Genomic DNA, 14279 nt, shown 5'->3' with positions numbered 1-14279 from the left:
TATGAGTATTACTTTGCCATTAGCTGTTTCATCTTTGCCAAAGCTAATGGCTCAATCTTTTACCTTCACGGAGGTGACCACCATTAATACCAAAAATAAATTTATTCTAGTCAGTATACTAGTTATTACCATGATCCTCACCGGGACAGGTATGTGGTATCAGCATCAAAAGATGTATATCCCTTCCGATGCCCATTTTGCTAGGTTACAGGGCATTCCGATCCTAATGTATCATAAAGTTAATCCTGATCCACGGACCGGTGGACTGGGACTTAGGGTACCTCCGGATAAATTTGAATGGCAAATGAAATATTTAAAAAGAAATGGCTACGAAACCATCTCCCTTACTGATGTGTTGGATCATTTTGAACAGGGTAAACACCTGCCGGATAAACCCATTGTCATTACCTTTGACGATGGTTACAAAGATAATCATGACTTTGCCTACCCCATTATGAAGAAATACGGCTATACCGGCACTGTTTTTGTGGTTACCCAGGCTATTGGCAATACCAATTTTTTTGATGTAGCAAAGAAACTCCAGCCAGAAAACAAAATGATGAATTGGAGTGAAATTCGGGAAATTGCAGCAGGCGGCTTCGTCATTGGCTCCCATACCGTGGAACATCCCCGCTTGGCGAAAGTCTCCCCCGAGGTAGCCCGCCAGCAAATTGAAGAATCCAAGCGCGTTCTTGAACAAGGTCTGAAAAAACCCGTGGAAGTATTGGCATACCCTTACGGCAGTTACAACGACACCGTAGCCGAAATCACGAAACAGGCCGGCTACCGCGCTGCTGTCACCACAGAATTGGGTCTTGCCAAAGCAGACTCCAACCCCTATAAACTAAAACGAGTCCGTGTTACCGGACGTTATAGCAATGAGAAGTTTATAGAGCAACTGCATAAGTACTAGCTTTGAGATATTTCTTATGGGTTTGGCTATTGGCCATCAACCCTCAGCCATCGGCTTAAAACAGATGGTTGAAGGCTGATGACTGACAGCCAGACCTGATTTATTTCTAGAGCTAAGACCCTAAATAGCAGCTTCATAGTACAAACAGGACTCCAAAGATTCCCCAAAGCCAGCAATATCCCAAATTGCTGCTACCTGACATAAAAATCTTTTAGCCGACGACGGCCGATGGCCCGCCCCCCGAGCCCCTACTCCACCCAATTTTCCATTCGAAACTCCTCAATGGCTGGAACAGTAGTACTGTCTTTAAGAAGCTCATGGATCGTTACAAAACGATATCCTTTCTTTTTCAAACCCTCGATTATCTGAGGCAAGGCTTCTATAGTCTGAGCGCGATTCCCACCGCAATCGCGCAGAATAATAATCGAACCATTCCTTACATTATCCACCACTTGGGAGACAATCTTGTCTACTCCAGGGTCGGACCAATCCCTGGGATCTTCCAGAGTAGTCCAAAGGATTACCTTATATCCCTTATCCAAAGCCGGTTCTATTGTGGACCGGGTGCATTTGCCTCCCGGAGGTCGGAAATACTGAGTATGCTTATTAACGATCTTAAAGATGATCTCATCAGTTTTATCCAGTTCCTTTGCCAAGGTAGCAGCCTTTACCGGAGAAAGGGGATGGGTGTAGGTGTGATTGCCAATCTCATGTCCTTCCTTAGAAATCTGCTTAATCAACTCAGGAAAATTTTCGGCCCTTTTGCCCACCACAAAAAAAGTTGCTTTGATCTGGTGCTGCGCTAAAATATTCAACACCTGCGGCGTAAAGAGATTACTGGGCCCGTCATCGAAGGTAAGGGCCACCAATTTTTTTGCGGTACTTACCTGCTTTACCACCTGCCCGTTACGCAACCAATCTTCCACCGGAGCCCTTTTCGCTACCGTGGTTGTGGTATAGGAAGTAGCTATTGCTACCAAGCCTAGCACGAGAATACTAATAATAATGGCCTTAATTGTTCTTTTGGCTAGATAAAGTACCACTTTGCCAACCCCTCTCCAACCTTCATCAATAAAATATATTTGTCATGGGTTGGCATTATGTGGTATTTACTCAAATCATAAATAGTCTGCAATATTCGATAAATTAACTTATAAAACAATAAAATAGATATTTAAGAATTTGTTTTGTGAAAAAATTGGTGAAACAACTCGAAATAAATCGAAAGTTTATTCTGGAAAATTGGAGGAATTATAGCGGAGAATGTTAAATAATTGTAAGCAATATAATTTTATTGCGAAATACTACAATTATATAGGTGCATTTTTTAGAATGGCTAAAAATATATAACAAGGCTCTCTTTGCCTTAGTACTACTGCTTTTTAAAAAAAGTAGTTTTTTTCTTTAACAACCTAGGACAATTTTCCTAGTAAAAATAAGACTTTTGGCATCAGTTTATTAAATTTGGAGTGTTCAAGTAATGAATCAACTAAGAATACCAATATTAATGTTCTGCGATGCTCTGCTAATTAACCTATCAATTATTATTCCATGTTTAGTTCATTGCCATGGAAAAATCCCACAAGAAATCTTTAACAAAAATATAGAGTTTTCATTGTTTCTAACCCCCGTAGTCTTAGGAATCTTTTATTCCTCCAGGCTTTATCACAGAATTTGGACCTATGCCAGTATGGGTGAACTCATAACCATTATAAAAGCCATATCTATGGGTGTTTTAGCGATCGTTACGATTTCTTATTTTGGTAATGCCACAATAATCCAAGAAGTAATCCTATCTGTTTGGGTCTATTCCATTGTTTTAATAGGTGGTTCTAGATTTGCCTGGAGGCTTTATGTTGAAAGAAATAACAAGAGAAAATATCCTTTAACCAAGGCGGGGAAAAAAGTTCTTATTTATGGCGCTGGTTCTGCAGGTGCCTTAGTAGCCAGAGAGTACGAGAACCACTATAACGGGAAACTACCTGTTATAGGCTTCATTGATGACGACCCAGCCAAGCATCATCTGAAAATATATGGGTTACCAGTCTTCGGAGATAGAAAAATTATACCTACCTTGGTAAGTGAATATTGCGTAGAGGAAATCATCATAGCAATGCCTTCCGTTTCCGGGAAGGAAGTTCGAGAAATAATAGAATTTTGCAAAGAGATTGTTGGTGAAGTAAAAATACTGCCGGGAGTTTACCAATTTCTGAATGGCAATGTTTCCATTAATAAAATAAGACCTGTAGATATAGAAGATCTATTAGGCAGGGAACCGGTTCAAATTAATCTTGAAGAAATTTCCCACTACCTTAAGCGTAAAGTAGTGCTAATTACTGGTGCCGGTGGCTCCATAGGCTCAGAACTATGCCGTCAAATTGCCCAGGTAGATCCAGAAAAAATTATTTTACTTGGTCATGGGGAAAACAGCATTCACAAAATATGGTTGGAATTAAGAGACAAATTTCCTTTATTACCTTTAGAGATTGAAATTGCAGATGTACGTGACAGGTTTAAACTAGAACTGGTCTTTGTAAAGCACAGACCCCATGTAGTATTTCATGCGGCTGCGCATAAGCACGTCCCCTTAATGGAAATGCATCCCGATGAAGCCATTAAAACCAATGTCTTTGGCACTAAATATGTAGCAGAAATGGCGGACCGTTTCAGGGTAGAACGGTTTGTCCTGATCTCAACGGATAAAGCAGTTAACCCCTCCAGCGTTATGGGTGCCACTAAGCGAATCGCAGAACTCATAATTCAAAACCTATTTAAACACTCCGAAACCAAATTTGCCGCTGTAAGGTTTGGTAATGTTCTAGGAAGTAGTGGAAGTGTTGTACCCATATTTAAAGAGCAAGTTGCCAAGGGTGGCCCTGTTACCCTAACTCACCCTGGGATGACACGATATTTTATGACAATACCCGAAGCAGTTCAATTAGTTATCCAGGCTGGGGCCATGGCCGAAGGGGGAGAGGTATTCTTACTGGATATGGGTGAGCCAGTTAAAATTGTTGATCTTGCCGCCAACTTAATCAAACTATCCGGTTTGGAGCCTGGTAAAGATATTGAAATCAAAGTTACTGGCATTCGTCCAGGGGAGAAACTCTTCGAAGAACTCCTTACCGCGGAAGAGGGATCTAGCAGTACCAAGCACAAGAGAATTTTTATTGCAAAGCCAGTGGAAGTTGATGAAGCAGTCTTATTGTACGAACTTCTCAAGCTTTCAAAGCGAGAAGTTACTGATGCTGATGAGATATTTGCTCGGCTAGAGAAATTAATGCCTAAGATGATTGATTATAGAGCGAAAAAAGATAGATTAGCTATTTAAGTAGATTGTTAAGGCAAAAGGAGATTTGGTATGCTTTTCAGTAGTTGATTAGAGGACCAAACGATTAGGCGATTTTGTCTCTTAATAGAATCAAAATTCGTAAACCTGATATTCTGAGCGCTGTTTTAGCTACTACCCTAATTTCACGAGTCGCTGAATAGGCATAGAGTATCTTTGTTTTATACATCGGATTTTTAGCTTAGTGAATGTCCTGAACTCATCGGTATGCCAAATCTGGAGCGAGAAGTACAAATGGAAATTATCCTTTTTTGCCGACAAAAGGTAAAATCATAGGGATTTAGCTATTCTAGCTTTTTAATTGGTTATTGAATTGAGGTAAATCAAATGAGTGTAAATGAACCAAGAAACATCCCATTCTCTCCGCCAGATATTACTGATGCGGAGATAGCGGAAGTCATACAAGCAATGAAATCTGGTTGGATAACAACTGGGCCGAGGACGAAACTCTTTGAGCAAAAAATAGCTGAATATGTGGGCGTAAAAAAAGCAGTTTGTCTTAATTCAGCTACTGCTGCTATGGAACTTACACTTCGTATTTTAGGTATTGGTGCTGGTGATGAAGTAATCACCACAGCTTATACATATACGGCATCCGCTTCCGTGATAGACCATGTCGGAGCAAAAATAGTGTTAGTTGATGTTGCATGGGATTCATTCGAAATGGACTATTCGAAGCTAGCAGATGCGATTACAGAGAGAACTAAGGCCATTATTTCTGTGGATATAGCCGGAAAAGTGTGCGATTACGATGCAATATATGAAGCGGTTGAGAGCAGGAGAGAACTATTCAAGGCAAGTAATGAGTTACAGGGATTGTTTGATAGAGTAATCGTGATAGCTGATGCCGCACATGCTTTTGGGGCTGAGAGGAAAGGGGTTAAATGTGGTTTAGTTGCTGACTTCACCTGCTTTTCTTTTCATGCAGTTAAGAATCTGACAACAGCAGAAGGTGGTGCTGTCGTTTGGCGAAATATCGAAGGTATCAATAACAAAGACATTTATCACGAATATCAGCTTTTATCGCTTCACGGTCAGTCAAAAGATGCACTTGCAAAAACTAAACTTGGTGCATGGGAGTACGATATTGTTTATACTGCCTATAAGTGCAACATGACCGATATTATGGCAGCAATCGGGCTGAAGCAGATGGAACGCTATGATGATATGCTGAAGAGAAGGCAGGAGATCATTGCAAAATATGACTTTCTTCTTCGTCCTCTTGGCGTAAAAACGCTAAATCATGCAGATGAGAACCACACTTCCAGCGGGCATTTGTATTTGACAAGAATTCCGGGCATCACGCTTGAAAAGCGCAATGAAATCATTTTCAGAATGGCAGAGAAGAACATCGCAACCAATGTGCATTATAAACCGCTCCCCATGCACACCGCATACAAAAATCTGGGTTTTGACATCAAAGACTATCCGAATGCATATGCCCAGTATGCGAACGAAATTACATTGCCGCTTCATACCTGCTTGATCGATGAAGATTTAGAGTATGTGCTTGAGAAGTACAGTGAGGTACTAATCTTGTAAATAAAGAAAGTGAGATGCGATATAATGATCAGAGATTTGTTGGAGGTATTAAAAAAGAATGATATTCCATTTGAATTTAACGGAAACGAAGAATGGGAAGTCGACGGCTTCTCTAGCATATATAATTATCGTGAAAACAGCCTGACCTGGATTAGAGACATTCGGATGCTGCATAGTGATAAGTGTCGATACGGAGACAGCATCCGCTGTATCGTAACCGCCATGGATGCTCCCGCAGATACTGTTTTTGAAGCACAAATTCGGACGCCAGATCCCGGAAAGGCTTTTTTTGAGATTGTCAATAAAATATGGGGCACTGTTAAGCCAAACGCTATTTCCCCTGCAGCGGTGATAGAAGAGGGGGCTGTCATTGGTGAAAATGTCGCCATCGGTGCTAATACCTTTATTTCCTCTCAGGCGGTCATCGGAGACAACTGCAGAATCGGTGCCAATGTTTTCATGACTGGCAAGATCACCATCGGTCATGACTGTGTGGTGCAGAGCGGCGCTGCGCTTGGAGAGGACGGCTTTGCGTTCATTATCGAGCCGGATAAGCTAACGCATGTCAAGCACTACGGCGGCATTACTATTGGCAACCATGTTTCCATCGGTGCGAACTGTTGCATATGCCGGGGAACCATTGATGACACAATAATTGGGAACTATGTTAAAATTAATGCTCTGTGTCATATTGCACATAATGTGCATATTGAACCTCGTACTGTTGTTGCTGCAGGTGCTGTCATTATGGGCAGCGTACATATCGGTTCGGATTGCTGGATATCTACCGCCACGATCCGCGATCATCGTAGTGTGGGAAGTCATGTCACCGTAGGAATGGGCAGTGTTGTGGTTAGCAATATTGAAGACAATATGACGGTTGTGGGATGCCCTGCCAAGCCGTTGGAGTTCAAAAATGGGTAAGCGGGTCATGGTGATTGCAGCGCATCCGGATGATGAACTGCTAGGGTGCGGTGGCACCATCGCAAGACACGCGGAAGAGGGCGACGAGGTCTGCAGTGTTATCGTATGTGAGGGAGAATCGCTACGATACGTCGGATTAAATGTAAATCAGGTAGCAGCTACAGAACGGGCGGCGCAGATTCTGGGTGTGAGTCAGGTACACACCTTAAAATTTCTAGATCAGAAGCTTGATACCTATTGCTTAGTGGACGTTATAATAGCCATTGAAAAAGTTGTCGACACGTTCAAACCGCAAATTGTGTACACACACCACAGCGGAGACCTGAATAAAGATCACAGAATCGTATTTGAAGCAGCTAGTGTTGCGCTCAGACCGCTGTCTAAGCATCTTGAGGAGATGTATTCATTCTATATTGTAGGAAGCACGGAGTTGGCGTATTCCCCAAAATTTGAGCCGGACACATGGGTAAATATCAGCAAGACACTGCAGAAGAAGCTTAATGCCTTTGCGTGCTACGAGAGCGAGGTAAGAAAATATCCCCATCCGAGATCACTTGGTGGATTGGAAAATCTTGCGAGGTATGTTGGAAATCAGTGTTACATGGAAGCTGCAGAAATGTTCGAGACGGTAAGGAGGGTCAAACGATAATTATTTATAAACATTTTGTTAAGCCGGTGTTTGACTTCATTTTCGCATTAATTCTCATGATTCCGATACTGCCGGTAATTCTTATCGCGGCACTATTAATTCATCTTGAGGACGGCGGAAAACCGTTCTACAATTCTCCACGGCTCGGTAAGAACGGACGCATATTCATCATGTACAAACTTCGTACTATGAAAGAAAATGCACCAGACATTCGAAATGAGGATCTCACAACTTATAATAGCAAAAATGACCCTCGCCTGACTAAAATCGGAAAGTTTCTACGGGAGACGAGTATAGATGAGACACCTCAGATATTTAATATTTTAAAGGGAGATATGTCCTTCATCGGTCCCCGACCCGATCTTCCGCCTGCGTTTAAGAGATACACCGAGGAGGAAAAAAAGAGAGTACTTGTAAGACCTGGCATCACAGGATATACGCAGGCCTTTCACAGAAATGCGTTGGCTTTTGAAGTCCGCAATCAGGTAAACAATTATTATGTGGAGAATATCAGCTTCAGACTTGATGCGGAGATACTGTTCAAAACAATCAGCTCTATCCTGCGGCTGAAGAGTGTTTATCGCAATGGTAGGGGAAGGGATGAAAGAAATGAGAGAAGACCATGGAAGTGAAGGCGTTACATAAATGAGAAGAGTACTTGTTATCGGTGCAGCGGTGGAGCAGCTCCCCGCAATTACACGAGCCAAAGAGCTCGGGTATTATGTAGGCGTGGTGGATTTTAATTCGAAGGCGGTGGGGATTCCGTACGCCGACGTATTTTACAACTGCAGTACCATAGACGAAAATGGTGTCCTGCAGGCTGCACGTGACTTTCGCCCAGATTGTGTATTGACACTGGCGACCGACCGGCCAATAATTGCTGTGGCAAAGGCAACAACCGTTCTGGGGCTTCCAGGCATTTCAATGGAAACTGCCATAAAAGCTACAGATAAAGCGGAGATGATTAAAGCGTTTCAGGCGCATGGGGTGGCAATCCCCTGGTTCCTTACCATCAACAGGGCGGTGGAATTGGAAGAAAATATCGGACAAATCACCTACCCCTGCATCCTAAAGCCGGTAGACAATGCAGCAAGTAGAGGTGTTATTCTCGTTTATGGGCAGGAGGAGCTTGCTGAGGCGTATGCATACAGCGTCGCGCACTCTCACAGCGGCAGGGTGATTGTCGAAGAATATCTTCAGGGCAACGAGGTAAGCGTCGAAATCATCGTGGATGACGGTGTACCGCATGTATTGGCGGTGACTGATAAGCTCACCACTGGAGCTCCGCATTTTGTGGAACTGGGACACAGCCAGCCCTGCGCTCTGGGAGAAAACAATGTCGAGAAAATAAAAAACCTTGCAGTGCTTGGTGTAAAAGCGGTAGGCATTAACTGCGGCCCAGCGCACGTGGAAATTATGCTAACGAAAGATGGTCCGAAGATGATGGAGTTGGGAGCACGATTGGGAGGAGATTGCATAACCTCGCACCTAGTAAGATTATCGACCGGCATCAATATGCTAGACGTCAGCATGGATGTGTTGTCCGGAGAGAAGCCGGATCTCACCCCCAAATATGTAAAGGGCAGCGCTATTAGATTCCTGACAGGAGAGAAGGGTATTTTTCGGGGCATCGACGGAGTGGAAACCGCGATGCAACTTGAAGGCATACAGGAAGTGACGCTGATTAAGAAAATCGGCGATACGATCCACGATATTCACAGTAGTGATGACAGAGTCGGTTTTGTGATTGCACAGGCGGAAAATGCAACAGCTGCGGTGGAAAAATGCGAAACGGCTAAAAATAATATCACTTTCTGCTAGTAACGATGGCGCAACAGCTACAGGAATAGTGATAAAAGGTGGCCAAACGCTCACATTAATGGAAACAGTGTTAATATAGGAGATTGCATATGAAAGATTTAATAATAGTCGGCGGCGGAGGCATGGCAAGAAAAGTATTGGTTACTCTTAAAAAGATGAACAAGTCCGAACCAAAATGGAATATCAAAGGATTTATTGATGACAATGTTCATGTATTGGATAATGTGAAATGCGATTACGGAATTATCGGTTCGATTGTAGACTGGCAACCGAAGGACAAAGAAGTGTTTGTTATGGGAATATCAAGTCCTGCAGTAAAAGAAAAAGTTGCTAGAATATTGAAGGATAAAGGTGCAAGGTTTGAAACAATAATATCTCCTGAAGTATTACTTGGTGATTTTGTAACGTTCGGCGAGGGTTGTGTTGTCATGACGCCGTTTGTGATAGATTGTGGAGCGACATTCGGGAATTTCGTTACTGTTTTAGGATCTACAGTTTCTTTCGACGCAAAAATAGGGGATTTTACCACAACAGCAGGTTTTGCCAATACTACTACTGCTAATCTTGGAAAGCGAGTTTATGTTGGAAGCCATGCAGTAATATTGGAAGGATTGACTGTTGGCGACGATGCATATATCAGCGTAGGTAGTATTGTACTGAATGATGTTCCCGCTGGCGTGCAAGTGTTTGGTTATCCTGCCAGAATTTTTAGAGATAATAATGTAAAAGGAAGTACTAAATGATGACTAATATTGAAAAATACAAGAACATTTTTATTCGTGTGTTTGATGTTAGGGAGGACAGCTTAAACGAATCTTTCACCTTTGCTGACACAGAAAAGTGGGATTCGCTTGGACATATTACATTGATTTCAGAACTGGAAAATGAATTTGATGTTATGTTTGACACCGAGGATATTCTTTCGTTTGGCTCGTTTGAAAATGGTATGAAGATCCTAAAAAAATACAGAGTATCATTTGACAACTAAGGGGAGGAAGCTATGGCTGATTTATTGAAAGGTAAGGTTTGTCTCGTTACAGGGGCGGGACGTGGAATAGGACGTGCGATAGCACAGCAGTTTGCTAAAGAGGGCGCAATTGTTTATGCAAACGAGGTCAGGCAAGGTGCGGTCGATGAATGGCTCACCGATGATTTGTTTTCTAATTCGATTATTCCACTGTATTTCAATATATCTGATGAATCAGAAGCAAAGGGCGCTTTTAAGCAGATAAAAGATAAACGTGGACGGCTTGACGTGTTGGTCAACAATGCTGGTATTGAATATAATGAGCTTATTGGTATGATATCTCCTAAGCATATGACAAAAATGTTCGAGGTTAATGTATATGGTACGATTGAAATGCTTCAACTGGCAAGCCGAGTTATGGCGCGTCAGCCTGAAGGTGGAAGTATAATTAATATTTCATCTATGGTCGGCGTTAAAGGAAATAAGGGGCAGCTTGTCTATTCTGCGACAAAAGGTGCAGTTATTGCCATAACAAAATCGGCAGCGAAAGAGCTGGGTAGCAAAAACATTCGTGTCAATTCCATAGCGCCAGGACTTACGAAAACAGAGATGATGGATGCTGCGGATCAGGAAAAGTTGAAAGACAGAATCAATAATATCAGTATGGGACGTATTGCCCAGCCGCTTGACATTGCCAATGCATGTGTTTTCCTTGCATCCGATTTATCATCGTATGTTTCGGGACAGGTTATTGGGGTTGAAGGCTGTACAATTATGTAAGGAGTTATATGATGTTCTTACAAATTGACAAACAAAATCGAAATAGCATTGCAGCTATGGATAATAACGGTTGCTCAATCACTTACGGAGCGTTGTGCGACTATTGTGTGGAATGTGCTCTAGTGATTCCAGCACGCTCTGTTATTTTTATTCTCTGTGAAAATACAATTGGAGCATTGGCAAGCTATGTTGTATCTCAAGAAAATAGTGTGGTCCCGTTGCTTTTGAGTGCATCTATGGACAGAGGATTATTAAGACAGTTGACTGATATTTATATGCCTGCTTACATTTGGCTTCCGAGTAAATTCATAAATGAATACAGCGAAGCTCCCATCGTGTTTGAAAAGTACGATTATACGCTGATTAAAACTGTTTATGATGGTTATCCGATTAATGACAAGCTCGCTATGCTCATGACAACGTCCGGTTCAACTGGAAGCCCCAAGCTCGTGCGATATAAATATGGAAACCTTGAGGCCAACGCTAAAAATGTCGCCAAGGTTTTCGGTTGGACAAAAGATGAACGTCCGATTTGTGATTTACCGATGCACTATACGATGGGACTGAATGTCATAAATAGCCATCTATACGTCGGGGCAACGATATTACTGATTACATACAACTTAATGAGTGTAGATTTCTGGCATTTTATCAAAGAACAGAAAGCAACTAATTTCACGGGTGTACCTTTCAGCTATGAGGTCTTTTCGAAGCTCCGATTCACACAAATGGATTTACCGTATCTGAAGACATTTGCAGAGGGTGGCGGTAAGCTAACTGATAAAATGTTTATTGAGATTGCCGAATATGCAGAAAGAACAGGAAAGCGTTTTTTTGCAACTTTCGGAACGACGGAGACTTCGGCAAGGCTGGCGTTCCTACCGCCCGAACTGGCGCTCTCTAAATGCGGAAGTATTGGTAGAGCTATTCCCGAGGGTGAGTTATTTTTACTGGATGACAACGGTAATGAGATCGCCGGAGATGATGTTGAGGGCGAGATGGGTTACAGAGGACCAAATGTAACAATGGGATATGCACAATGCCGTGAGGATTTGCTACTTGATGATGTTTTTTGTGGTGAGTATCGAACGGGTGACATTGCTTGCCGGGATGTGGACGGATGCTATTACATCATTGGTAGAAAATCCAGATTTCTGAAGTTGCTCGGTTATCGTGTTAGTCTTGATGAGTGTGAGCGTTTGATTAAGACTGAATTTAACATCGACTGTGCCTGTACGGGTACGGATAAAGAAATGGTTATTTATATTACCGATGCAGCACTTTCTGAGCGAGTATGGACGTTTATAAGCGAAAAGACAGGGCTTTACAAGTCGATGTTCCTAATTCTTGCTATTGATGATATTCCAAAGAATGGGTCAGGGAAAATACTGTATATGCTGTTGCCGGCTAAGTAAACAGTGGTAACAATTGAATGGTCATATTGTTATCAAGTAAGAGGTTTTAATCATGACATTTAAAAGACTATATTTAATTCTTAGATTAGGGTTGGAATCAGATGGTTATAAGAAAGCTTCGTATCTAAAAAAGATTAAGTATTTTGCTAAACAAGGTGAAAATTGTTATTGGCAACCCGTAAAGATTCCACCAGAGCCGGAATTGATAAAAATGGGAAACAATGTTGTTGTGGCATCCGATGTCTCTTTTATTACGCATGATGTTATACATTATGTATTAAAACATGTTGCTCCAAATGAATTTTTTCGATTGCAATTAGGGCCTATTCAAATAGGTAATAATGTTTTTATCGGTTCAAAATCAATAATATTGCCTAATGTAAAAATAGGGTCAAACGTCATTATTGGGGGGGGAAGCATAGTTTCATGTGATATCCCCGACGGGAGAATTGTTGCTGGCGTTCCTGCAAAAGAAATCGGCAGTTTTGAAAATCTCTTAAACAAGAGAAAATTAGATGTTGTTGAAATGAGAAATAAGATACAACGATATGAAGAAGAATGGTTGGTTTTCTACAAGAACCGCTCAGGAGAATAGGGTGTAAATCAGACTTACACGTTGAATAAGGAAAAAAGGAAACTGAAGAATTACCGGAAATAACTTAATTTACTAAAGTTAAAATTAATGAAGGAAGTATTAAATACAATCTTATACTTCATCCTGTGATAAATTGGAGAAAAAATAAAATTATGTACGTTTGGGTAATAGGTAGATCAATGCCGGAAGTAAAAACTGGTATGATGGGTATATTTGAATTTGAACAAGCGATGGCTCTGAAAGATATTGGTCATAAAGTGGTTTACTCATATTGTGATGTGCGATCAATTAAATATCAGAAACGTTTTTACTTTAAACAAATTATAAAAGATGGCGTTTTGGTATGTGGGTATCACTTGCCGCTTGGCGGTATCCCTAAGAAATTGCTTAGGCATATTAAATATATTTACTTCAAAAAAATTATAGAAAAAATTATTGATAATGATGGGCTTCCGGATATTATCTATATACATTTTCCGTTGATCTCTTTAAATAAGGAAATATGGGATTTCATTAAAAAATTGAATATACCAATTGCTATTACAGAACACTGGACTAAGGTTCAAGAAAAAGCAATTTCAAATAGTACACAAATGTTGTTAACAGAAATGGTGAGTGTTTCGTCCGCTGTGATTTGTGTCAGCGAACAGTTAAAAAATAGCGTTATAGATTTAACCGGAACACAAAAGAAAATATATGTAATTCCTAATATGGTAAGTTGTACTTTTAAATATAAACAAAAAGAAAAAAATGGAGATGCTTTCAAGTTTATAACAGTTGGGAGATTGGTCACACATAAACGCTTTAACATCGTTATTGATGCTTTTGCAAAGGCATTTGCAGATAATCCGTCTGTGAAACTCACAGTTATAGGTAACGGTGATCAATTTGATAAGCTTAAGCAACAGATTGATATGTTGCAACTTAATGATGCCGTAACGATGACAGGGTATGTCTCTCGGGAGGATATTGTCCAATATTACGATCAATGTGATGCGTTTGTATCTGCAAGTGTTCTTGAATCGTTTGGGGTTCCTTTCATTGAAGCTATGATGTGTGGAATGCCCGTTATATGTACTAAAGGTAGCCCGATAGAAGAATATGTGAATATTTCAAACGGATTAACATTTATTCCTGATGATATTGATGGGCTGTCGGAGGCAATGATAAAAATATATAAAAATAGGTATTTATATAAAGACAAAAGTATATCTGAAAATGCAATGAAGAACTTTAGTGCAAGTGCGATTGCTCAAAAGCTTGAAGATATTTTTGAAGGTTTTATCATTAAAAAATAAAAATATTGAGTACTGCGGAGTAAGCT

The 14279-nt window shown here is 41.0% G+C and carries 14 protein-coding genes; 13 read left to right on the top strand and 1 reads right to left on the bottom strand.

The genetic code is table 11. From position 1 onward, the window contains the following. Nucleotide 1: 1 nt before the first annotated feature. Complete coding sequence (locus tag BUA78_RS14780; protein WP_238456839.1) at nt 2-913, top strand: polysaccharide deacetylase family protein; 912 nt, start codon at nt 2-4, stop codon at nt 911-913. Between the two features lie 248 nt (nt 914-1161). Here the strand turns inward: BUA78_RS14780 and BUA78_RS14775 are convergent, their stop codons facing one another. Then, nucleotides 1162-1956 (bottom strand): polysaccharide deacetylase family protein, encoded by a 795-nt coding sequence (locus tag BUA78_RS14775; RefSeq protein WP_084082451.1) that lies wholly within the window; start codon nt 1954-1956, stop codon nt 1162-1164. Nucleotides 1957-2393: 437 nt separating this feature from the next. Here BUA78_RS14775 and BUA78_RS14770 point away from each other — a divergent pair, with 437 nt between their 5' ends. The 12 genes from BUA78_RS14770 to BUA78_RS14715 all read left to right on the top strand — a co-directional run bounded on the left by BUA78_RS14770 (nt 2394) and on the right by BUA78_RS14715 (nt 14253). Next, nucleotides 2394-4244 carry a polysaccharide biosynthesis protein gene (locus tag BUA78_RS14770; protein ID WP_175549035.1) on the top strand — a complete coding sequence of 617 codons (1851 nt, stop codon included), beginning with the start codon at nt 2394-2396 and terminating at the stop codon, nt 4242-4244. Between the two features lie 345 nt (nt 4245-4589). Continuing rightward, nucleotides 4590-5804 (top strand): DegT/DnrJ/EryC1/StrS family aminotransferase, encoded by a 1215-nt coding sequence (locus tag BUA78_RS14765; protein ID WP_072916023.1) that lies wholly within the window; start codon nt 4590-4592, stop codon nt 5802-5804. Between the two features lie 9 nt (nt 5805-5813). Beyond that, complete coding sequence (locus BUA78_RS14760; protein ID WP_139257409.1) at nt 5814-6728, top strand: UDP-3-O-(3-hydroxymyristoyl)glucosamine N-acyltransferase; 915 nt, start codon at nt 5814-5816, stop codon at nt 6726-6728. Further along, complete coding sequence (locus BUA78_RS14755; protein ID WP_072916018.1) at nt 6721-7377, top strand: PIG-L deacetylase family protein; 657 nt, start codon at nt 6721-6723, stop codon at nt 7375-7377. Before BUA78_RS14760 ends, BUA78_RS14755 begins: the two co-directional genes overlap by 8 nt. Further along, nucleotides 7323-8009 carry a sugar transferase gene (locus tag BUA78_RS14750; RefSeq protein ID WP_274377402.1) on the top strand — a complete coding sequence of 229 codons (687 nt, stop codon included), beginning with the start codon at nt 7323-7325 and terminating at the stop codon, nt 8007-8009. Before BUA78_RS14755 ends, BUA78_RS14750 begins: the two co-directional genes overlap by 55 nt. A gap of 13 nt (nt 8010-8022) precedes the next feature. Continuing rightward, nucleotides 8023-9198, top strand: a complete 1176-nt coding sequence (locus tag BUA78_RS14745; RefSeq protein ID WP_072916016.1) for an ATP-grasp domain-containing protein — start codon at nt 8023-8025, stop codon at nt 9196-9198. Nucleotides 9199-9287: 89 nt separating this feature from the next. Beyond that, nucleotides 9288-9941: a PglD-related sugar-binding protein gene (locus BUA78_RS14740; protein ID WP_072916013.1), complete on the top strand. Its 654-nt coding sequence runs from the start codon at nt 9288-9290 to the stop codon at nt 9939-9941. Next, complete coding sequence (locus BUA78_RS14735) at nt 9938-10186, top strand: acyl carrier protein (protein ID WP_238456837.1); 249 nt, start codon at nt 9938-9940, stop codon at nt 10184-10186. The genes BUA78_RS14740 and BUA78_RS14735 overlap by 4 nt, the downstream gene beginning before the upstream one ends. Nucleotides 10187-10198: 12 nt before the next feature. Then, nucleotides 10199-10945: an SDR family NAD(P)-dependent oxidoreductase gene (locus tag BUA78_RS14730; protein ID WP_072916012.1), complete on the top strand. Its 747-nt coding sequence runs from the start codon at nt 10199-10201 to the stop codon at nt 10943-10945. Nucleotides 10946-10956: 11 nt separating this feature from the next. Continuing rightward, nucleotides 10957-12360, top strand: coding sequence for an AMP-binding protein (locus BUA78_RS14725; RefSeq protein WP_072916009.1), 1404 nt, complete (start codon nt 10957-10959; stop codon nt 12358-12360). Nucleotides 12361-12412: 52 nt separating this feature from the next. Then, nucleotides 12413-12955 carry an acyltransferase gene (locus tag BUA78_RS14720; protein WP_072916007.1) on the top strand — a complete coding sequence of 181 codons (543 nt, stop codon included), beginning with the start codon at nt 12413-12415 and terminating at the stop codon, nt 12953-12955. 179 nt (nt 12956-13134) lie between these two features. Beyond that, the gene (locus tag BUA78_RS14715; RefSeq protein WP_175549034.1) at nt 13135-14253 is read left to right on the top strand and encodes a glycosyltransferase; all 1119 of its coding nucleotides are present in this window, start codon (nt 13135-13137) and stop codon (nt 14251-14253) included. Nucleotides 14254-14279 lie beyond the last annotated feature (26 nt).

Origin of the sequence: Desulforamulus aeronauticus DSM 10349, from assembly GCF_900142375.1 — a bacterium.
Taxonomy (GTDB): domain Bacteria; phylum Bacillota; class Desulfotomaculia; order Desulfotomaculales; family Desulfotomaculaceae; genus Desulfotomaculum; species Desulfotomaculum aeronauticum.
The sequence above is the reverse complement of the archived record's forward strand: the minus strand, read 5'-3'. Positions and strand labels throughout refer to the sequence as shown.

Bases quoted from the DNA above. Each gene is read 5' to 3' on its own strand.
- BUA78_RS14780 (WP_238456839.1), top strand. From the start codon at position 2: ATGAGTATTACTTTGCCATTAGCTGTTTCATCTTTGCCAAAGCTAATG.
- BUA78_RS14770 (WP_175549035.1), top strand. From the start codon at position 2,394: ATGAATCAACTAAGAATACCAATATTAATGTTCTGCGATGCTCTGCTA.
- BUA78_RS14765 (WP_072916023.1), top strand. From the start codon at position 4,590: ATGAGTGTAAATGAACCAAGAAACATCCCATTCTCTCCGCCAGATATT.
- BUA78_RS14755 (WP_072916018.1), top strand. From the start codon at position 6,721: ATGGGTAAGCGGGTCATGGTGATTGCAGCGCATCCGGATGATGAACTG.
- BUA78_RS14745 (WP_072916016.1), top strand. From the start codon at position 8,023: ATGAGAAGAGTACTTGTTATCGGTGCAGCGGTGGAGCAGCTCCCCGCA.
- BUA78_RS14740 (WP_072916013.1), top strand. From the start codon at position 9,288: ATGAAAGATTTAATAATAGTCGGCGGCGGAGGCATGGCAAGAAAAGTA.
- BUA78_RS14735 (WP_238456837.1), top strand. From the start codon at position 9,938: ATGATGACTAATATTGAAAAATACAAGAACATTTTTATTCGTGTGTTT.
- BUA78_RS14730 (WP_072916012.1), top strand. From the start codon at position 10,199: ATGGCTGATTTATTGAAAGGTAAGGTTTGTCTCGTTACAGGGGCGGGA.
- BUA78_RS14725 (WP_072916009.1), top strand. From the start codon at position 10,957: ATGTTCTTACAAATTGACAAACAAAATCGAAATAGCATTGCAGCTATG.
- BUA78_RS14720 (WP_072916007.1), top strand. From the start codon at position 12,413: ATGACATTTAAAAGACTATATTTAATTCTTAGATTAGGGTTGGAATCA.
- BUA78_RS14715 (WP_175549034.1), top strand. From the start codon at position 13,135: ATGCCGGAAGTAAAAACTGGTATGATGGGTATATTTGAATTTGAACAA.